Raw genomic sequence first — 18,652 nt, forward strand, 5'->3', positions numbered from 1 at the left:
ATGAATGCAGCGGCACCGATTCTCGATGTGAACGGTCTTTCCGTGCGCTACGGCAAAGTCGAGGCACTGCACGGCGCGGCGATCAAGGTACGGGCCGGCCAGATCGTGTCGGTGATCGGGCCGAACGGCGCGGGCAAATCGACGTTGCTGAACGCGATCATGGGCGCCTTGCCGCCGACCGGGCACGCGAAGGGTGCGGTTGTCTACCAGGGCGAAGACGTCAGCGCGGTGCCTGTCGAGAAGCGCGTGGCTCGCGGCATGTGTCTGGTGCCGGAGAAGCGCGAGCTTTTCGCGTCGATGACCGTCGAGGACAACCTCGTTCTGGGCGCTTACCGGCGCAAGCGGGCGGGCGAGCGTAACTTCCTGGATCAAATCGAACCGGTCTTTGAACTCTTCCCGCGCCTGAAGGAGCGCCGCAAGCAGGCGGCAGGGACGTTGTCCGGCGGTGAGCGGCAGATGCTCGCCGTAGGGCGCGCGCTGATGGGCAAACCGGACTTGCTGATGCTGGATGAGCCGAGTCTGGGTCTTGCACCGTTGATCGTGAAGGAGATTTTTCACATCATCAGCGCGCTGCGCCAGACGGGAGTGGCGACGCTTCTGATCGAGCAGAACGCGCGCGCTGCGCTGCAAATTTCTGACTACGGCTATGTGCTCGAAACCGGCGAACTTGCGCTGGAAGGCGCGGCGGCCGAGTTGGCGCAGAATCCGCGGGTCATCGAGACTTATTTGGGGCTGGCCAAAAAGGCAGCCTGAGCGTTCTTTTCGGGGGTTCGGAAGCGGCGTGTTTCACGTGAAACACGCCGCTTTTTTTGTCTTAGGACATTCGGCCGAATTCGGGCCGAAACCGAACCCGTTATAATTCGCGCAATACTTTTCTTTTGAAGGCTCACGCGACGATCTGGCGTGAGATCCGCGATGCTTTTTCCCACAGAATTTGACGTAATCGTTGTCGGTGGAGGCCACGCCGGCACCGAGGCCGCTTTGGCCTCCGCGCGCATGGGCAATAAAACCCTGCTGCTCACGCACAACATCGAAACGCTTGGACAGATGAGCTGCAATCCGTCGATCGGCGGCATTGGCAAGGGCCATCTGGTCAAGGAAGTCGACGCGCTCGGCGGCGCCATGGCGGCCGCGACGGACGAAGGTGGAATCCAGTTCCGCATTCTCAACTCGTCCAAGGGGCCGGCTGTGCGTGCTACGCGCGCCCAAGCCGACCGACTGCTTTACAAGCAGGCGATCCGTCATCGGTTGGAAAATCAGCCGAACTTGTGGCTTTTCCAGCAGGCTGTCGACGATCTGATGGTCGAAGGGGATCGCGTCGTCGGTGCGGTTACGCAGGTGGGAATCCGCTTCCGCTCGCGCGCCGTCGTGCTCACGGCGGGGACTTTCCTCGACGGCAAAATCCACGTTGGGTTGAACAATTACACGGGCGGCCGGGCGGGCGATCCGGCGGCCGTCTCGCTGTCGGCGCGTTTGAAGGAGCTCAAGCTCCCGCAAGGACGTCTCAAAACGGGGACGCCGCCGCGCATTGACGGTCGCACGATAGATTTCTCGCAACTGGAAGAGCAACCGGGCGACCTCGATCCGGTGCCAGTATTTTCGTTTCTCGGTCGGGCCGAGCAGCATCCGCAGCAAGTGCCGTGCTGGGTGACGCATACCAACGAGCGTACGCACGACATCATCCGCGGTGGATTGGATCGCTCGCCGATGTACACGGGCGTGATCGAAGGAGTGGGGCCGCGGTACTGCCCGTCCATTGAGGACAAGATTCACCGCTTCGCATCCAAGGAATCGCATCAGATTTTCCTGGAACCGGAAGGGCTGACGACCAACGAGTTTTACCCGAACGGGATTTCCACCAGTCTGCCGTTCGATGTGCAGCTTGAGCTAGTGCGGTCGATGCGCGGGCTAGAGCACGCGCACATCCTGCGACCGGGTTACGCGATCGAGTACGATTATTTTGATCCGCGCGGCTTGAAGGCGTCGCTGGAGACTAAGGCAATTAGCGGGTTGTTCTTCGCGGGTCAGATCAACGGCACGACTGGCTATGAGGAAGCCGCGGCTCAAGGGCTGCTGGCTGGCATCAACGCTGGTCTGTTCGTCCAAGGGAAGGACGCGTGGTGCCCGCGTCGCGATCAGGCGTACCTCGGTGTGCTGGTCGACGATCTCGTCACGCGCGGCGTCTCCGAGCCGTATCGCATGTTCACGAGCCGCGCCGAGTATCGGTTGAGCTTGCGCGAGGACAACGCGGACATGCGGCTGACGGAAATCGGCCGCGAGTTGGGCGTGGTCGACGACGTCCGGTGGGACACGTTCAGCCGCAAGCGCGACGCTGTTTCACGTGAAACAGAGCGGCTACGGACAACGTGGGTGAACCCGAAGACGCTATCCGCCGACGAAGCCACGGCGTTACTCGGTAAGCCTATCGATCACGAATACAGTCTGGCAGATCTGCTGCGTCGGCCCGGCGTCAGCTATGACGGCGTTTGCGCGTTGCGAGCCGGCGCGTGCGCCGCGCCTGAGACCCTGGCGGAAGACGAGGTATTGCTCGCTCAGATCAAGGAACAGATCGAAATCGGCATCAAGTATCAGGGCTATATCGACCGTCAGGCCGATGAAATTGAACGGAACGAGGCGCACGAGAGCACGCGCTTGCCGGAAGGCTTGGACTACGCGGAAGTAAGAGGGCTGTCGTTCGAAGCGCGCCAGAAGCTGACGCAGTTCCGTCCCGAGACTATCGGTCAGGCATCGCGCATTTCGGGGATCACGCCCGCAGCCATTTCGTTGCTGATGGTGCACCTGAAGCGTGGGCTCGGCCGCCGTGCTGCGAAGCCCGCGGAGCCGGGCGCCGACAGCTCGCCGGTGGCGCAATGACGTCGAAGCAGAAGGGCAGCGACCGGCAAGCGTTGGCGCAGCTACTCACGGACGGCACACGTGAACTCGGTCTCGACCTGAATGACGCGCAACTTGGCAAGCTACTCGACTACGTCGCTTTGCTGGGTAAATGGAACGCCGTCTATAACCTGACGGCGATCCGCGATCCGCGACAGATGCTGATTCAGCACATTCTCGACTCGCTTTCCATCGTGCCGCATCTGGCGCTGCGCAATCCGCGCTCAGTGCTCGACGTTGGTTCCGGCGGTGGCTTGCCCGGGATCGTGCTGGCGATCGTCCTCCCGGATTGCGGCGTCACCGTGAACGACATCGTTCATAAGAAATCGGCTTTTCAGGCTCAGGCAAAGGCCGAGTTGGGGCTCACGAATCTGTCAGTGGTGACGGGGCGCGTCGAGACCTTGCAACCTGGCGCCGAAGTGCCGGCAAAGTTCGACGTAATCGTCTCGCGAGCATTCGCAGAACTCGCCGATTTCGTTACACTGGCCCGTCATCTCGTCGCGGAGCACGGCGTGATCCTCGCGATGAAGGGCGTGCGCCCGGACGGCGAGATCGAGCGCTTGCCGGCAGGCGCCCACGTGGAGCAAACGGTGCGGCTCCAGGTGCCGTTTCTCGACGCCGAGCGCCATCTGCTCACCGTTCTCGTCGACGAAGCCCGTCAGGCCTCGAAGTGACATTCGCCGCTCATCAGTTTGACCACGTAACTACATCTTCAGGCAGCAAAAGGGACATTCCAACGATGGCAAAAATCTTCTGCGTTGCGAACCAGAAAGGCGGCGTCGGCAAGACGACGACGACAGTCAATCTGGCGGCCAGCCTGGCAGCGCAGGGACAGCGAGTCCTTCTTATCGATCTGGACCCGCAGGGCAATGCCACGATGGGTAGCGGCATCGACAAGGCCGCGTGTGCGAACACCGTCTACGAAGTGCTGGTGGATGGCGTCTCGGTGGCTGATGCGCGCATGCGCCCGGAAGCCGTCGATTACGACGTGCTGCCCGCCAATCGTGAACTAGCCGGCGCCGAAGTCGAGTTGGTCAGCGTGCAGAATCGCGAGCGCCAATTGAAGGCCGCGCTTGCCGCAGTCGAAGGCGAGTACGACTTTATCCTGATCGACTGTCCGCCGGCCTTGTCGCTGCTGACACTCAATGGCCTGTGCGCCGCGCATGGCGTGGTGATTCCGATGCAGTGCGAGTACTTCGCGCTCGAAGGGCTGTCCGATCTGGTCAACACCATCAAACAGGTGCACGCGAATTTAAACCGGGACCTCAAGGTGATCGGTTTGTTGCGCGTCATGTTCGACCCGCGCATCACATTGCAGCAGCAAGTTTCCGATCAATTGAAAGAGCATTTCGGCGACAAGGTGTTCGACGCGGTGATCCCGCGCAACGTGCGTCTCGCCGAAGCGCCGAGTTATGGATTGCCGGGCGTGGTATTCGACAGGGCGTCGCGTGGCGCGCAAGCGTATGTGCAGTTCGGCGCGGAAATGATTGAACGGGTGCGCGCACTGAATGACGCGCCCCAGGCATCCTAAGCGGATCGAGGAAGCACGATGAACGCAGTAGCAAGAAAGAAGGGATTGGGCCGCGGCCTGGAAGCGTTGCTCGGCGGAAGCGCCGACATCACGGAGGCGGTGGCGATAGAAGGTGCGCCGAATGTGCTGCCTCTGTCGAAAATGCAGGCCGGCAAGTATCAGCCGCGCACGCGCATGGACGAGGGCGCGTTGCAGGAGCTGGCGGCCAGCATCCGCGTGCAGGGAGTGATGCAGCCGATCCTCGTGCGGCCGGTGTCGGCGGACAAGTATGAAATCATCGCGGGCGAGCGGCGTTTTCGCGCGGCGCGCCTCGCGGGCCTGGAAGAAGTGCCCGTGCTGGTGAAGGACGTGCCCGATCAGGCCGCGGCAGCGATGGCGCTGATCGAGAACATTCAGCGTGAAGATCTGAATCCGCTCGAAGAGGCGCAAGGCATTCAGCGCTTGCTCGACGAATTCGATTTCACGCACGAACAGGCGGCGGAATCGGTTGGCCGCTCGCGCAGCGCCGTATCCAACTTGCTGCGTCTGCTGAACCTTGCCACGCCGGTTCAGACGATGCTGCTTGCCGGCGACCTCGACATGGGGCACGCGCGCGCGTTGCTCGCGGTCGATGCCGCGACGCAGATCACGCTGGCGAATCAGGTCGTCAACAAGCGGATGTCGGTGCGCGAAACCGAGAAGCTGGTGGCGGCGACGACCAAGGCGGCGCCGGCGGTGAAGGCACGCGCGAACCCGGACGGCGGCCGGGATACGCGACGACTGGAAGAAGAACTGTCCGACTTGCTCGCCGCCACAGTGAAGATCAAGCTCGGTCGACGCGGCCGCGGCCAGGTTCTGGTCGACTTCGGCGATCTCGATGCGCTGGAAGGCATCCTGGTGCGCTTGCGCGGGAATGCTACGGCTTAGAGCAGAATCGTTTGCTATCAATCGTGGGCGGTGCAGAGAAATTAGCTGCACCGTCCAGATTTTCTTGGATTCCTAACTAATCCGGCATCGGCGACCAAAGATGGCGGCGCAAGACAAGAGCAGAACGCTTATCTCCGCCGCCAAGAAAAACGCATCGCGCCGCGCGGTCAAGTAAACCGCCCGTCATCGGTTGTTGCATTTTCGAGACGTCCCCTGCAACGTTTTTCGCGCCTATCTACAGTGAGAAAACTTGCCAGTTTGCGCATGCGTTTTGCCTCTGCCCGACAGCCTTACATTTAACGTGCTGCGCGTAGCCATGAAGGCTTTTCCACATCGCGAAGCGTCGTTTCGCACTGTTTATTGAACGGCCTAAAGTCTTGAATTGCCTGCAACTATCGCTTACAATCGCCCGGATTTAATTGCACGGCAACCCCGTAAGCGCAGCGAAAGCTCGCTGATCGGAACGAGACTTTCGGAACACTGCGATGGCGGTCAAAGCGTCGAATCGAGCGCCAAAAAATGGGCGCGGCAACGGGCGCGATGAACACCGCGAAGAGCGCACCGTGTCGAATGCCTCCACCGCTCAGCAAGTCGCGCGCGAAGAATCGTGGGACGCCGAGCAGGATAACAATATCGTTCCGCTCACGCGGGCCGAAGCAGAAAAGCTGTTTGGCCCGAATGTGAGTCGTCCATCGCGCGTTACGCCTTTCAAGGTCGTGGCAGCGCAAATGGTTTTGTCCCTGGTTGCAACGTTGGTGTGGTGGCTGTTCTATAAGCCGCCGGGCGCTGCTGCGCTGTCCGCGTTCCTGGGGGGAGCGATCTGCTGGGTGCCGGGCGCATTGTTCGCGGCGCGACTGAGAACACTGAGCGGCGCCGAAACAGTGATGAGCTGGGTGCTCGGCGAAGCGCTCAAGATGGGGGCGACGATCGCGATGTTTGTAGCCATCGCCTTCTGGTATCACGACGTGCGCTGGGTTCCGCTGCTCGTGACTTATCTCATCGCGCTCAAGACGTACTGGATTGCCTTGGCGTGGCGCTGAGGAAGCAACAGGCAACTGCAAAGATTTGAAGCCGGCGCGTGGCGCCGGCGAGAGCGTGCGGATATGACACCATCCGCACCCGGCGCGTTCCCGCAATAGAGCTTTGCGGCGGGAACGGCCCAAGACGATTTTCGACAATTTGGGTGGCTTTAACGATATGGCAGCTAGCGAAGGCACGCGCGCAATGGATCCGTCCGAGTACATCGCGCACCACTTGCAAAACTTTTCCACCGGGCACCAGACGTCGATTTTCGACATCCACGTGTGGAATCTGGACACCCTGTTCTGGTCGATCGTTTGCGGTCTGGCCACCATCATCATTCTGCATCTCGCTGCCCGCAAGGCAACGTCCGGCGTGCCGGGCCGTTTCCAGTGCGCGATCGAAATGCTGGTCGAAATGGTCGAGGACCAATCGAAGTCGATGATCCACGGCACGCGCACGTTCATCGCGCCGCTGGCTCTGACGGTGTTCGTATGGGTCGCGCTGATGAACTCGCTCGACTTCATCCCCGTCGACCTGCCGGGCCACGTGATCGGCTGGCTCGGTCTGTCGGAAGCCATCCCGCATCACCGCATCGTTCCGACGGCCGACCTGAACGGCACGATCGGCATCGCACTCGGCGTGTTCGCGCTGATGATTTACTACAACTTCAAGATCAAGGGCGCAGGCGGCTTCGTGCACGAACTGCTGTCCGCTCCGTTCGGCGCGCATCCGGTGTTGTGGATCCCGAACCTTGCACTGAACATCATCGAGTTCGTCGCGAAGACGGTCTCGCTCGGCATGCGGCTGTTCGGCAACATGTACGCGGGCGAACTGTTGTTCCTGCTGATTGCCCTGCTCGGCAGCATCTGGAGCTTCGGCGCGGACACGACGGTGCTTGGCTTCATCGGCCACGTGATCGCCGGCAGCGTGTGGGCAATCTTCCACATCCTGATCGTTCTGCTGCAGGCGTTCATTTTCATGATGCTGACGCTGGTGTACATCGGCCAGGCGCACGACACGCACTAACCTGCGCGTCGTTAAAAGAATCGTAGTTTTTCAAATCCCAGTTCCAACCAGTTCTAAAAGACTTTTCACAAAGGAGTGATCATGCAAGCTTTCATCGCCAACATCCAGGGTCTGACCGCCATCGGTATCGGCATCATCATCGGCCTGGGTGCAATCGGCGCCTGTATCGGTATCGGCCTGATGGGCGGCAAGTACATCGAAGCATGTGCTCGTCAGCCGGAACTGATGAACCCGCTGCAAACCAAGATGTTCCTGCTGGCTGGTCTGATCGATGCGGCGTTCCTGATTGGCGTTGGTGTGGCAATGCTGTTTGCGTTCGCGAACCCGCTGCTGGCCAAGCTGGCAGGCTGAGGTTCCTCGGAAGTTTGCGCCTGAGCTATAACTGAAGGCGCAGGGCGGAACGGGCACTTGGGCGCTGATCGAGCACAGAATCGATGAGCGCCTTGCCGTTTCACTTTCCGAACTAGCAACGTTTAAGGAAACACCGTGAATCTCAACGCAACCCTGTTTGCGCAAATGGTCGTGTTCCTGATCCTCGCGTGGTTCACGATGAAGTTCGTGTGGCCGCCGTTGATCAACGCCCTCGACGAGCGCTCGAAGAAGATTGCTGACGGTTTGTCTGCCGCTGAGAAGGGCAAGGCGGAACTCGAAGCCGCTCACAAGCGCGTCGACCAGGAACTCGCCCAGGCACGCAACGACGGTCAGCAGCGCATTGCTGACGCAGAAAAGCGCGCTGTGGCAGTCGCTGACGAAATCAAGGCTCAAGCACAAGCTGAAGCCGCTCGCATCATCGCGCAAGCGAAGGCCGACGCGGAGCAGCAAGTCGTGAAGGCGCGCGAAACGCTGCGCGGCGAAGTCGCCGCACTGGCAGTGAAGGGCGCTGAACAGATCCTGAAGCGCGAAGTCGACCAGGCAGCTCACGCTGACCTGTTGAATCAACTGAAAGCCGAGCTCTGATCATGGCCGAACTTGCAACCATCGCCCGTCCGTACGCAGAAGCGCTGTTTGGCGTGGCCGAAGCTGGTGACATCGCCGCCTGGTCCACGCTCGTGCAGGAGCTGGCACAGGTTGCGCGTCTGCCCGAAGTGCTGTCGATTGCCTCGAGCCCGAAAGTAAGCCGCGCCCAGGTCAGCGAACTGCTGCTGGCTGCGGTCAAGTCGCCGCTCAAGGACAACGCGCAAGCGAAGAATCTGGTGCAAATGCTGGTGGACAACCATCGTCTGCAATTGCTGCCGGAAATTGCTGTGCAGTTCGAAGAGTTGAAGAACGCCCGCGAAGGGGCGGCCGATGTGCTGATCGTCAGCGCATTTCCGCTCGAAGGCGCGCAGTTGAACGACCTCGTCGCAAGTCTCGAACGCAAGTTCAAACGCAAGCTGAAGCCGACGGTCGAGATCGACTCGTCGTTGATCGGCGGCGTTCGCGTGACGGTCGGCGATGAAGTGCTCGATACCTCGGTCCGCGCGCGGCTTGCCAGCATGCAAACGGCTCTGACGGCCTGAAGCGCCCACGGCGCTGAAGCGGCTGGCACGCAACAGAATTGACTATCAGGAGCGAATAATGCAACTCAATCCCTCTGAGATCAGCGAGCTGATCAAGAGCCGGATCCAGGGCCTTGAAGCGAGCGCAGACGTTCGCAACCAGGGCACTGTGATCTCCGTGACCGACGGTATCGTGCGTATTCACGGTCTGTCGGAAGTGATGCAGGGCGAAATGCTCGAATTCCCGGGCAACACCTTCGGTCTTGCGCTGAACCTCGAGCGTGACTCGGTCGGCGCCGTGATTCTGGGTGAGTACGAGCACATCTCCGAAGGCGACATCGTCAAGACGACGGGCCGCATTCTGGAAGTGCCGGTTGGTCCGGAACTGCTCGGCCGCGTGGTCGACGCACTGGGCAACCCGATCGACGGCAAAGGCCCGATCAACGCAAAGAAGACCGACGCAATCGAAAAGATCGCTCCGGGCGTGATCTGGCGTAAGTCGGTTTCGGAACCGGTCCAAACCGGTCTGAAGTCGATCGACGCGATGGTGCCGGTTGGCCGTGGCCAGCGCGAGCTGATCATTGGCGACCGCCAGTGCGGCAAGACCGCAGTCGCAGTCGACGCGATCATCAACCAGAAGGGCAAGAACCTCTTCTGTATCTACGTCGCGATCGGCCAGAAGGCTTCGTCGATCATGAACGTGGTGCGCAAGCTCGAAGAAACCGGCGCGCTGGAATACACGATCGTCGTCGCCGCTTCGGCTTCGGAATCGGCTGCCATGCAGTACCTGGCGCCGTACGCCGGCTGCACGATGGGCGAATACTTCCGCGACCGCGGCCAGGACGCGCTGATCGTTTATGACGACTTGACCAAGCAGGCTTGGGCATACCGTCAGATCTCGCTGCTGCTGCGCCGTCCGCCGGGCCGTGAAGCGTATCCGGGCGACGTGTTCTATCTGCACTCGCGTCTGCTGGAGCGTGCTGCTCGCGTGTCGGAAGACTACGTCGAGAAGTTCACCAACGGGGAAGTCAAGGGCAAGAGCGGTTCGCTGACGGCGCTGCCGGTCATTGAAACGCAAGCTGGCGACGTGACCGCATTCGTTCCGACGAACGTGATCTCGATTACCGACGGCCAGATCTTCCTGGAAACCGACCTCTTCAACGCAGGTATCCGCCCGGCAATTAACGCCGGCGTGTCGGTGTCGCGCGTCGGCGGTGCGGCTCAGACCAAGGTCGTGAAGAAGCTGTCGGGCGGTATCCGTACCGACCTCGCGCAGTATCGTGAGCTGGCAGCATTCGCACAGTTCGCATCGGACCTCGACGAAGCAACCCGCAAGCAGCTCGAGCGTGGTCGCCGTGTGACCGAACTGCTGAAGCAGCCGCAATATCAGCCGCTGCAAGTGTGGGAACTGGCTATCTCGCTGTTCGCCGCGAACAATGGCTACCTGGACGATCTGGAAGTGTCGCAAGTGCTGCCGTTCGAAAAGGGCCTGCGCGAATATCTGAAGTCGAGTCACGCTGACCTGGTCAAGCGCATTGAAGACAACAAGGAACTCTCGAAGGACGACGAAGGCCTGCTGCACACGGCCGTCAAAGACTTCAAGAAGTCCGGCGCTTATTGATCTGCGAGTGATCCGCAAGGCATAAAAGGACTTTGAAGCGGCGCGGGCCGCATGTGTACGCTCCCGCGCTGTTTCGATCGCTTTGCATGGGACCTGGGTCAGCGCTCAGGCGCTAACCCCGGCCGACAAGGAGCAAGCAATGGCTGGAATGAAGGAAATTCGCGGCAAGATCAAGAGCGTGCAAAACACGCGCAAGATCACGAAAGCGATGGAGATGGTGGCCGCATCGAAGATGCGTCGCGCTCAGGAGCGCATGCGCGCTGCTCGCCCGTACGCCGACAAGGTCCGCGATATTGCTGCACACATGAGCCGTGCGAACCCGGAGTATCGTCACCCGTTCATGGTGTCGAACGAAGGCGCGAAGACGGCGGGCATCATCCTCGTCACGACCGACAAAGGTCTGTGCGGCGGCATGAACACCAATGTGCTGCGCGCGGCGCTGCAGAAGTTCAAGGAACTCGAAGGTCAGGGCAAGACGATCGAAGCAACTGCGATCGGCACCAAGGGTCTGGGTTTTCTGAACCGTCTGCGCGCGAAGGTGGTATCGAATGTCGTGCATCTCGGCGACACGCCGCATCTGGAAAAGCTGATCGGCGCGGTGAAGGTGCAGCTCGATCTGTACTCGGAAGGCAAGGTTTCGGCGGTGTATCTCGCGTACACGCGCTTCGTCAATACGATGAAGCAGGAGCCGGTGATCGAGCAACTGCTGCCGCTGTCGGCAGATCAGTTCGAGCGCAAGGAAGAGCAGGGCGCGACGCCGACCACGCAGTGGGACTACATCTACGAGCCGGATGCGCAGGCAGTGGTCGATGAACTGCTGGTGCGTTATGTCGAGGCGCTGGTCTATCAGGCCGTCGCGGAAAACATGGCGTCGGAGCAGTCGGCCCGCATGGTCGCCATGAAGGCCGCTTCGGACAACGCGAAGACGGTCATCAACGAACTGCAGCTTGTGTACAACAAGAGCCGTCAGGCCGCGATCACGAAAGAACTGTCGGAAATCGTCGGTGGCGCGGCGGCGGTCTGACCTTCAGGTCAGGCAATCCGCTTCGTGTGCGCCCGTGTGGCGCACCGTCCGGGCAACGGTCTGGGCGATCCCATCGAAACAGCGCCTTTGCGCGAGTGAAGAATTGAGTATCTAAAGGAAAAGCGATGAGTACTACTGCTTTGGTAGAAGGCAAGATCGTACAGTGCATCGGCGCCGTTATCGACGTGGAATTTCCGCGTACGGACATGCCGAAGATTTACGACGCGCTCATTCTCGAAGGTTCGGAACTGACCCTCGAAGTCCAGCAACAGCTGGGCGACGGCGTTGTCCGTACCATCTGTCTGGGTGCATCCGACGGTCTGCGCCGCGGCACGGTCGTGAAGAACACCGGCCATCCGATCAGCGTGCCGGTCGGCAAGCCGACGCTCGGCCGGATCATGGACGTGCTGGGTCGTCCGATCGACGAAGCCGGTCCGATCAACTCGGACGTGGTTCGCGGTATTCACCAGAAGGCTCCGGCGTTCGACGAACTGTCGCCGTCGACCGAACTGCTCGAAACCGGCATCAAGGTTATCGACCTGATCTGCCCGTTCGCGAAGGGCGGTAAGGTTGGCCTGTTCGGTGGCGCCGGCGTGGGCAAGACCGTGAACATGATGGAACTCATCAACAACATCGCTAAGGAACACGGTGGTTACTCCGTGTTCGCCGGTGTTGGCGAGCGTACCCGCGAAGGGAACGACTTCTATCATGAAATGAAGGACTCGAACGTTCTGGACAAGGTCGCGCTGGTGTACGGCCAGATGAACGAGCCGCCGGGCAACCGTCTGCGCGTCGCGCTGACCGGCCTGACGATGGCTGAGCACTTCCGTGACGAAGGCCTCGACGTGCTGTTCTTCGTCGACAACATCTACCGTTTCACGCTGGCCGGTACTGAAGTGTCGGCACTGCTCGGCCGTATGCCGTCGGCAGTGGGCTATCAGCCGACGCTGGCTGAAGAAATGGGCAAGCTGCAAGAGCGTATTACGTCGACCAAGACCGGCTCGATCACGTCGGTTCAGGCCGTGTACGTCCCTGCGGATGACTTGACCGACCCGTCGCCGGCTACGACTTTCGGCCACCTGGACGCAACGGTCGTGCTGTCGCGTGACATCGCTTCGCTGGGTATCTACCCGGCCGTGGACCCGCTCGATTCGACCTCGCGTCAGATCGACCCGAACGTGATCGGCGAAGAGCATTACTCGATCACGCGCGGCGTGCAGCAAACGCTGCAGCGCTACAAGGAATTGCGCGACATTATCGCGATTCTGGGCATGGACGAACTGGCGCCGGAAGACAAGCTCGCCGTGGCGCGCGCTCGTAAGATCCAGCGTTTCCTGTCGCAGCCGTTCCACGTCGCTGAAGTGTTCACGGGCTCGCCGGGCAAGTACGTTCCGCTGAAGGAAACGATCCGCGGCTTCAAGATGATCGTTGAAGGCGAGTGCGACCACCTGCCGGAACAAGCCTTCTACATGGTCGGCACGATCGACGAAGCCTTCGAAAAGGCCAAGAAGATCCAGTAAAGGTCGGGTGTAACGAAGCGGGCGCCGGAGTCCGCGCTTATTGGATGCTCTGGGCATCCCACACGCGAAGCCGGTGCCTCTCACTACGCTCAACCCAGGAGTCGACATTTATGGCAACTATCAAGGTAGACGTCGTCAGCGCGGAAGAGCAGATCTTCTCGGGCCAGGCGAAGTTCGTCGCGCTGCCGGGCGAAGCAGGTGAACTCGGCATTCTGCCGGGCCACACGCCGCTCATCACGCGGATTCGTCCGGGTGCGGTGCGCATCGAAGCTGAAAACGGCGAAGAAGAGTTTGTGTTCGTCGCCGGCGGCATTCTCGAAATCCAGCCGGGCGCTGTGACGGTTCTCGCCGACACAGCAATCCGCGGCAAGGATCTCGACGAAGCCAAGGCCGAAGACGCGCGCAAGCGCGCGGAAGAAGCACTGCAGAACACGGGCTCGAACCTCGAGTATGCAACCGCGCAAGCGGAACTGGCGTACGCGACGGCTCAGCTTGCTGCGATCCAGCGTCTGCGCAAACTGCGCGGTCAAGGCTAAGCAGCACGTTTGAGAAAAAGTAGAGAAAAAGCAGCCCGCGTGGCTGCTTTTTTTTGACCTCGACTTGACGTTTACGGAAAGGTAATCGACATTATGTGTCCGTGACCGTCCGCGCGACTGCCGGCCACGAAGAGCCGTCGACACGAGCGGACCTGCTGCGGGTAAGACTTGATGCCGGACGACCGCGCGCCGGTGGCACAATCGGTTTCAAAATCATTTCAATAGGGCGAATTGCTCACGGAGACAGCACCATGGCAACGCAAGTGTCAGGCGAAGGCGCAATCATCCAGCCGAAAGACGGGCTCTCGTACGTCCGTGGATCGACAGACATTCCGTTGAGCGAAGCGACCATCGGCGAGTTTTTGCGCGAGACCGTCAGGCGCTTTCCGGACCGGCCCGCGGTGGTGTTTCGAGAGCAGCGAATTCGGTGGACATGGAAGGAATTCGCCGACGAAGTGGACATATTGGCCGCCGGATTGCTCGCGCTGGGCATTGCGAAGGGCGATCGCGTCGGCATCTGGTCGCCGAATCGCGTCGAATGGCTGCTGACGCAGTTTGCGACCGCGCGCATCGGCGCGGTGCTCGTCAACATCAATCCGGCTTACCGGCTTTCCGAACTCGAATACGCGCTGAACAAGGTCGGCTGCAAGGCGATAGTCGCGGCAGAGCGCTTCAAGACGTCGATGTATCTGGAGATGCTGCAGCAACTCGCGCCCGAGCTTGCGACGCATGCGCCCGGCGATCTGCATGCGGCTCGATTGCCGGAACTGCGCTACGTCATCCGCATGTGCGACACCGAAACGCCGGGCATGCTCAGCTTCTCCGACTTGATCGAGCAGGGGCGTGCGACCCTCGACGTCGCTCGGCTCGATGCAATCGGCGAGACGCTGTCGTGTCACGAGGCGATCAACATCCAGTTCACCAGCGGCACGACCGGCAATCCGAAGGGCGCGACGCTCACGCATAGCAACGTGGTCAACAACGCGCGTTATATCGCGATGGCCATGAATCTGAGCGAGCAGGACGCGCTGTGCATCCCGGTGCCGCTCTATCACTGCTTTGGAATGGTGCTGGCCGTGCTGGCGTGCGTGTCGGTGGGCGCGAACATGGTATTTCCGGGCGAGGCTTTCGACCCGGCGGCGACGCTCGCGGCCGTCACCGAAGAGCAGTGCACGGCTTTGCACGGCGTGCCGACCATGTTCATCGCGGAACTCGATCATCCGGATTTTGCCTCGTATGACCTCTCGCGCTTGCGCACGGGCATCATGGCGGGCTCGCCGTGCCCCATCGAGACGATGAAGAAGGTCGTCTCGAGGATGCATCTGAGCGAGATCACGATCGCCTATGGCATGACGGAGACGAGCCCTGTGTCGTTCCAGAGCTCGACCACCGATCCGCTCGACAAGCGCACGACCACCGTCGGCCGAATCCAGCCTCACCTGGAGGTGAAAATCATCGATCCGCTTGGCAACATCGTACCGGTCGGCGAAACGGGCGAGCTGTGCACGCGCGGCTATTCCGTGATGCAGGGCTACTGGGGCGACGAAGAAAAAACGCGCGAGAGCATCGTGGATGGCTGGATGCACACCGGCGACCTGGCGACGCTCGACGCCGAAGGCTATTGCAACATCGTCGGCCGTCTGAAGGACATGTTGATTCGCGGCGGCGAGAACGTCTATCCACGCGAGATCGAGGAGTTCCTGTTCCGCCATCCGAAGATCCAGAGCGTGCAGGTATTCGGCGTGCCGGACGCGAAGTACGGCGAGGAAGTGTGCGCCTGGGTCGTGCTGCGTTCAGGCGAACAGGCGACGGCAGAGGAAATCCAGCAGTTCTGTCATGGCCAGATCGCGCATTACAAGGTGCCCAAGTACATTCGTTTCGTCGACGAACTGCCGATGACCGTGACCGGCAAGGTGCAGAAGTTCGTCATGCGTGAGCGCATGATCGACGAACTGAAGCTGGAGCAAGGGAAGACCGCCTGAACGGCGCGAACGGAAAGCCATTGCAAAGAAGGCCGCCCTCGGGCGGCCTTCTTTATCGCCGCAATCATGCTGCACGCCGCGAATTTCACACATGGCCAAATCGTCGAAACAGCGCGAACTAGCAGGTAAAAGCTGCCATCTTGCACTGCGCAAACGTTTGGCGAGACGAAAAAAAAGCGGGCCTGGAGCCCGCTAAAAACCACACGCTACGGGGTTAGCGCGAGGAGACCAAAGTAGGAACCAACTGAGACGACGACCCTGCGTCGACTACGGCCCCAGCAGGGATGCCCCTTCGCAGGGCTTCGGCCTAAGCCGACCGGCAAGTGCATCGTATCCGCTCACACCACGCACCCCGCCACATCCGTGTTGAAACCGTTGAGGGCATTGTGGGCGAATTAATCCAGGAGCGCCGTAACAAAGTGTTTCAGGTTGTAACGCCCGCCAGATAAGGCGTTGCGGGATTTATTGCGGAAATGAAGTGTTAAAAAAGCAAGTTTTACCGATGACTGCAGCGCAATTTAATACGCTTGTTTCATGCTATTCGTGAAGCATGGCGCCGCATAAATCGTTAAGGCGATTCCGCATGAAATGGTTGCAGATTCATCTTTCCGATCATGAACCGCCGCTGTTACAACTCAATGGACGATGCCCAAAATCTTCGCAGCGACGCTTGCAACCATGAATGCGCCGCAGCAAAGGGAGCCGGCGTCAAAAGCGCACGAGGGTCTGTTCACCGGTCCAGCCAGGTTTCAGTCTCGTTCGACTCGCGCCAAGCTCACGCCGCCCGCGTTACATTAAGCCGCCCGCGTTTTGTGCAGGCATAACCACGCGGGCAGCCGTTGGAAACAGAAACTCGCGCGGCCGCGCGCCGTCCTCGAGCGCATCAAGAGGGCATCAAGAAACGCCACGGCCGCACCTTCACCTCACTTCAACCACTTATCCGACACCGCCTGATATTCGCCAGTAGCGCGCGCCAGGTGAAGCCATTGGTCGACGTACTGCTGGAAAGCCACGTCGCCGCGCGGCAACAGCCACGCCTTTTCGCCGTACTGGAACGGCTTGTCCGGATGCACCGAGCACAGGCCAGGATTGAGCTTTTGCTGTAACAGGGTCTCGGACGCGTCCGTCACCATCACATCGGCTTTGCCAGCGAGAATCTGCTTGAAGATCGTCACGTTGTCCGGATAGACGGTCATGTTCGCGTGAGAAAAGAACTGCTTTGCGAAACGTTCGTTCGTGCCGCCCGGATTCACGATCACGCGCGTTGCGGGCTGGTCGATCTGCGCCACGGTCTGATACTTGTTGACGTCGTCGCAACGGACAATCGGCGTTTTGCCGTCGACCATATAAGCCTGCGTGAAGAACGCGCGCTTTTGCCGCTCGAGCGTCGGCGAAACACCGCCCACGCCGATATCGCACTTGGCGACGAAGTCGTTCATCAGGTTCGACCACGAAGTCTTGACGTACTCCGCCTTGACGCCGAGCGACTTGGCAAGCGACTCCGTCATGTCGATGTCGATGCCTTCGAACTGGCCGTCCGTCTTATAGAACGAATACGGCTTGTAGTCGCCGGTCGTACAGGCCCGCAGCGTGCCGCGAGCGAGAATGTCATCAAGCCGCGAAGCTGTCGCGGGTGTGCCGGACGCTTGCGCCTGAACCGCGCCACTGTGGATTAGTACGCCCGCCACGACGCTGAGCAATGCGAGTGCAACCTTCTTCATTGAGTCTCCTTGGTTATGCGTTGTTATAAGGCTGTCGGATGATAGCCCGGCAATTTTGCCTTGAACATCGGCCGTTCGGCCAGGTTGCAGTAGGGCGACCTTCTGCGGAAAATGGCCTGAACTCGCGCACCGCAGTTATTGCCCGCATTGGACGGAATGCGGCGGCGTCGTCCGGTAAAATGCCCCTTTGCCCTCAGTCGCACGCAACGTGGCCCATAACCTCCTGAACGACACTTTCCTGCGCGCGCTGCTGCGCCAGCCCACCGACTACACGCCCGTCTGGTTGATGCGGCAGGCTGGCCGCTACCTGCCGGAATACAACGCCACGCGAGCTCGCGCAGGCAGCTTTCTCGGGCTCGCGAAAAACCCGGCCTTCGCAACGGAAGTCACGCTGCAGCCGCTCGAGCGCTATCCGCTCGACGCCGCCATTCTGTTCTCCGACATCCTGACGGTGCCGGACGCCATGGGCCTCGGCCTCGAGTTCGTCGCCGGCGAAGGGCCGACATTCGCGCGGCCGGTGCGCACCGAAGACGACGTCGCGCGCCTCGCCGTGCCGGACATCGACGCCACGCTGCGCTACGTGACCGACGCCGTGCGCGAGATTCGCCGTGCGCTGACGGACGCGCAAGGCCGTCAACGCGTGCCGCTCATCGGCTTTTCGGGCAGTCCGTGGACATTGGCGTGCTACATGGTCGAAGGCGGCGGCTCGGCGGACTTCCGCACCGTCAAGTCCATGCTCTACGCGCGCCCGGATCTCATGCATCGCATTCTCGAGATCAACGCCAGCTCGGTCGCGGCGTATCTGAACGCGCAGATCGAAGCCGGCGCGCAGGCCGTGATGATCTTCGATACGTGGGGCGGAGCGCTCGCGGACGGCGCGTATCAGCGCTTTTCGCTGCACTACATCCAGCAGGTCGTGAATCAGTTGAAGCGCGAGCATGACGGCCAGAAGGTGCCGGTCATCACGTTCACGAAGGGCGGCGGTCTGTGGCTCGACGAAATCGCCGAGACCGGTGTCGACGCGGTCGGCCTCGACTGGACGGTCAACCTGCGCAACGCGCGTGAGCGCGTCGGCGGCAAGGTGGCGTTGCAGGGCAATATCGACCCGTCAGTTTTGTTCGCGCCGCCTGCCGCCATCCGCATGGAAGCGCGGGCCGTGCTCGACAGCTTCGGCAATCATCCGGGGCATGTGTTCAACCTCGGCCACGGCATCTCGCAGTTCACGCCGCCGGAAAACGTCGCCGAACTCGTCGACGAAGTGCATCGCCACAGCCGCGCGATTCGCAGCGGCGCGCATGCACCCGCCTGACGTTGCAATTCCTACCGTTTTTTGCTGCGATGCAGCACGCTGGGCTCTGCAACTAAGGGAAAGTTCGCGGGTTGCGGGCCGTC

17 protein-coding genes are annotated in these 18,652 nt (G+C 60.8%); 16 read left to right on the forward strand and 1 reads right to left on the reverse strand.

Annotation, left to right across the window (positions count from 1 at the left end; translation table 11 throughout):
- From C8K18_RS23035 to C8K18_RS23105, 15 genes are all read left to right on the forward strand, one after another.
- Entirely contained in the window at positions 1-753 is a 753-nt protein-coding gene (locus C8K18_RS23035) for an ABC transporter ATP-binding protein (protein WP_006050837.1), read from the forward strand.
- Between the two features lie 162 nt (positions 754-915).
- Positions 916-2,874, forward strand: coding sequence for a tRNA uridine-5-carboxymethylaminomethyl(34) synthesis enzyme MnmG (mnmG, locus tag C8K18_RS23040; protein WP_107710034.1), 1,959 nt, complete (start codon positions 916-918; stop codon positions 2,872-2,874).
- Entirely contained in the window at positions 2,871-3,566 is a 696-nt protein-coding gene (rsmG, locus tag C8K18_RS23045; RefSeq protein WP_107710033.1) for a 16S rRNA (guanine(527)-N(7))-methyltransferase RsmG, read from the forward strand. Before mnmG ends, rsmG begins: the two co-directional genes overlap by 4 nt.
- A 65-nt stretch (positions 3,567-3,631) precedes the next feature.
- Entirely contained in the window at positions 3,632-4,423 is a 792-nt protein-coding gene (locus C8K18_RS23050) for a ParA family protein (RefSeq protein WP_006050840.1), read from the forward strand.
- A gap of 18 nt (positions 4,424-4,441) precedes the next feature.
- Positions 4,442-5,329 carry a ParB/RepB/Spo0J family partition protein gene (locus tag C8K18_RS23055; RefSeq protein ID WP_107710031.1) on the forward strand — a complete coding sequence of 296 codons (888 nt, stop codon included), beginning with the start codon at positions 4,442-4,444 and terminating at the stop codon, positions 5,327-5,329.
- A 485-nt stretch (positions 5,330-5,814) separates the two neighbouring features.
- Complete coding sequence (locus tag C8K18_RS23060; RefSeq protein WP_107710029.1) at positions 5,815-6,369, forward strand: ATP synthase subunit I; 555 nt, start codon at positions 5,815-5,817, stop codon at positions 6,367-6,369.
- 157 nt (positions 6,370-6,526) lie between these two features.
- Complete coding sequence (gene atpB, locus C8K18_RS23065; RefSeq protein ID WP_029971217.1) at positions 6,527-7,378, forward strand: F0F1 ATP synthase subunit A; 852 nt, start codon at positions 6,527-6,529, stop codon at positions 7,376-7,378.
- Between the two features lie 81 nt (positions 7,379-7,459).
- On the forward strand, positions 7,460-7,729 hold the full coding sequence (gene atpE, locus C8K18_RS23070) for a F0F1 ATP synthase subunit C (RefSeq protein WP_006050844.1): 270 nt from the start codon (positions 7,460-7,462) through the stop codon (positions 7,727-7,729).
- A 135-nt stretch (positions 7,730-7,864) separates the two neighbouring features.
- Positions 7,865-8,335, forward strand: a complete 471-nt coding sequence (locus tag C8K18_RS23075) for a F0F1 ATP synthase subunit B (RefSeq protein WP_006050845.1) — start codon at positions 7,865-7,867, stop codon at positions 8,333-8,335.
- 2 nt (positions 8,336-8,337) lie between these two features.
- Positions 8,338-8,877, forward strand: coding sequence for a F0F1 ATP synthase subunit delta (locus C8K18_RS23080; RefSeq protein WP_006050846.1), 540 nt, complete (start codon positions 8,338-8,340; stop codon positions 8,875-8,877).
- A gap of 58 nt (positions 8,878-8,935) precedes the next feature.
- Positions 8,936-10,477 carry a F0F1 ATP synthase subunit alpha gene (gene atpA, locus C8K18_RS23085; RefSeq protein ID WP_006050847.1) on the forward strand — a complete coding sequence of 514 codons (1,542 nt, stop codon included), beginning with the start codon at positions 8,936-8,938 and terminating at the stop codon, positions 10,475-10,477.
- A 139-nt stretch (positions 10,478-10,616) separates the two neighbouring features.
- On the forward strand, positions 10,617-11,501 hold the full coding sequence (atpG, locus tag C8K18_RS23090; protein WP_006050848.1) for a F0F1 ATP synthase subunit gamma: 885 nt from the start codon (positions 10,617-10,619) through the stop codon (positions 11,499-11,501).
- 125 nt (positions 11,502-11,626) lie between these two features.
- Positions 11,627-13,021 (forward strand): F0F1 ATP synthase subunit beta, encoded by a 1,395-nt coding sequence (gene atpD, locus C8K18_RS23095; RefSeq protein ID WP_006050849.1) that lies wholly within the window; start codon positions 11,627-11,629, stop codon positions 13,019-13,021.
- A 110-nt stretch (positions 13,022-13,131) separates the two neighbouring features.
- Complete coding sequence (locus tag C8K18_RS23100) at positions 13,132-13,557, forward strand: F0F1 ATP synthase subunit epsilon (protein ID WP_006050850.1); 426 nt, start codon at positions 13,132-13,134, stop codon at positions 13,555-13,557.
- A 251-nt stretch (positions 13,558-13,808) separates the two neighbouring features.
- A complete protein-coding gene (locus C8K18_RS23105; protein WP_107710027.1) occupies positions 13,809-15,539 on the forward strand; it encodes an AMP-binding protein in 1,731 nt (576 codons plus the stop codon).
- A gap of 923 nt (positions 15,540-16,462) precedes the next feature.
- Here C8K18_RS23105 and C8K18_RS23110 read toward each other — a convergent pair.
- The gene (locus C8K18_RS23110; protein WP_006050852.1) at positions 16,463-17,260 is read right to left on the reverse strand and encodes a transporter substrate-binding domain-containing protein; all 798 of its coding nucleotides are present in this window, start codon (positions 17,258-17,260) and stop codon (positions 16,463-16,465) included.
- 208 nt (positions 17,261-17,468) lie between these two features.
- Between C8K18_RS23110 and hemE the strand changes: the two genes are divergently transcribed.
- Complete coding sequence (hemE, locus tag C8K18_RS23115; RefSeq protein WP_107710025.1) at positions 17,469-18,569, forward strand: uroporphyrinogen decarboxylase; 1,101 nt, start codon at positions 17,469-17,471, stop codon at positions 18,567-18,569.
- Positions 18,570-18,652: the final 83 nt, after the last annotated feature.

The organism is Paraburkholderia sp. GV068, from assembly GCF_003058125.1.
Taxonomy (GTDB): domain Bacteria; phylum Pseudomonadota; class Gammaproteobacteria; order Burkholderiales; family Burkholderiaceae; genus Paraburkholderia; species Paraburkholderia graminis.

Excerpts from the sequence above, each read along its gene's own strand:
- C8K18_RS23110 (WP_006050852.1), bottom strand. The coding sequence starts at position 17,260 with ATGAAGAAGGTTGCACTCGCATTGCTCAGCGTCGTGGCGGGCGTACTA.
- atpA (WP_006050847.1), top strand. The coding sequence starts at position 8,936 with ATGCAACTCAATCCCTCTGAGATCAGCGAGCTGATCAAGAGCCGGATC.
- rsmG (WP_107710033.1), top strand. The coding sequence starts at position 2,871 with ATGACGTCGAAGCAGAAGGGCAGCGACCGGCAAGCGTTGGCGCAGCTA.
- atpD (WP_006050849.1), top strand. The coding sequence starts at position 11,627 with ATGAGTACTACTGCTTTGGTAGAAGGCAAGATCGTACAGTGCATCGGC.
- atpG (WP_006050848.1), top strand. The coding sequence starts at position 10,617 with ATGGCTGGAATGAAGGAAATTCGCGGCAAGATCAAGAGCGTGCAAAAC.
- atpE (WP_006050844.1), top strand. The coding sequence starts at position 7,460 with ATGCAAGCTTTCATCGCCAACATCCAGGGTCTGACCGCCATCGGTATC.
- C8K18_RS23050 (WP_006050840.1), top strand. The coding sequence starts at position 3,632 with ATGGCAAAAATCTTCTGCGTTGCGAACCAGAAAGGCGGCGTCGGCAAG.
- atpB (WP_029971217.1), top strand. The coding sequence starts at position 6,527 with ATGGCAGCTAGCGAAGGCACGCGCGCAATGGATCCGTCCGAGTACATC.
- C8K18_RS23100 (WP_006050850.1), top strand. The coding sequence starts at position 13,132 with ATGGCAACTATCAAGGTAGACGTCGTCAGCGCGGAAGAGCAGATCTTC.
- C8K18_RS23080 (WP_006050846.1), top strand. The coding sequence starts at position 8,338 with ATGGCCGAACTTGCAACCATCGCCCGTCCGTACGCAGAAGCGCTGTTT.
- mnmG (WP_107710034.1), top strand. The coding sequence starts at position 916 with ATGCTTTTTCCCACAGAATTTGACGTAATCGTTGTCGGTGGAGGCCAC.
- C8K18_RS23035 (WP_006050837.1), top strand. The coding sequence starts at position 1 with ATGAATGCAGCGGCACCGATTCTCGATGTGAACGGTCTTTCCGTGCGC.
- C8K18_RS23055 (WP_107710031.1), top strand. The coding sequence starts at position 4,442 with ATGAACGCAGTAGCAAGAAAGAAGGGATTGGGCCGCGGCCTGGAAGCG.
- C8K18_RS23060 (WP_107710029.1), top strand. The coding sequence starts at position 5,815 with ATGGCGGTCAAAGCGTCGAATCGAGCGCCAAAAAATGGGCGCGGCAAC.
- C8K18_RS23105 (WP_107710027.1), top strand. The coding sequence starts at position 13,809 with ATGGCAACGCAAGTGTCAGGCGAAGGCGCAATCATCCAGCCGAAAGAC.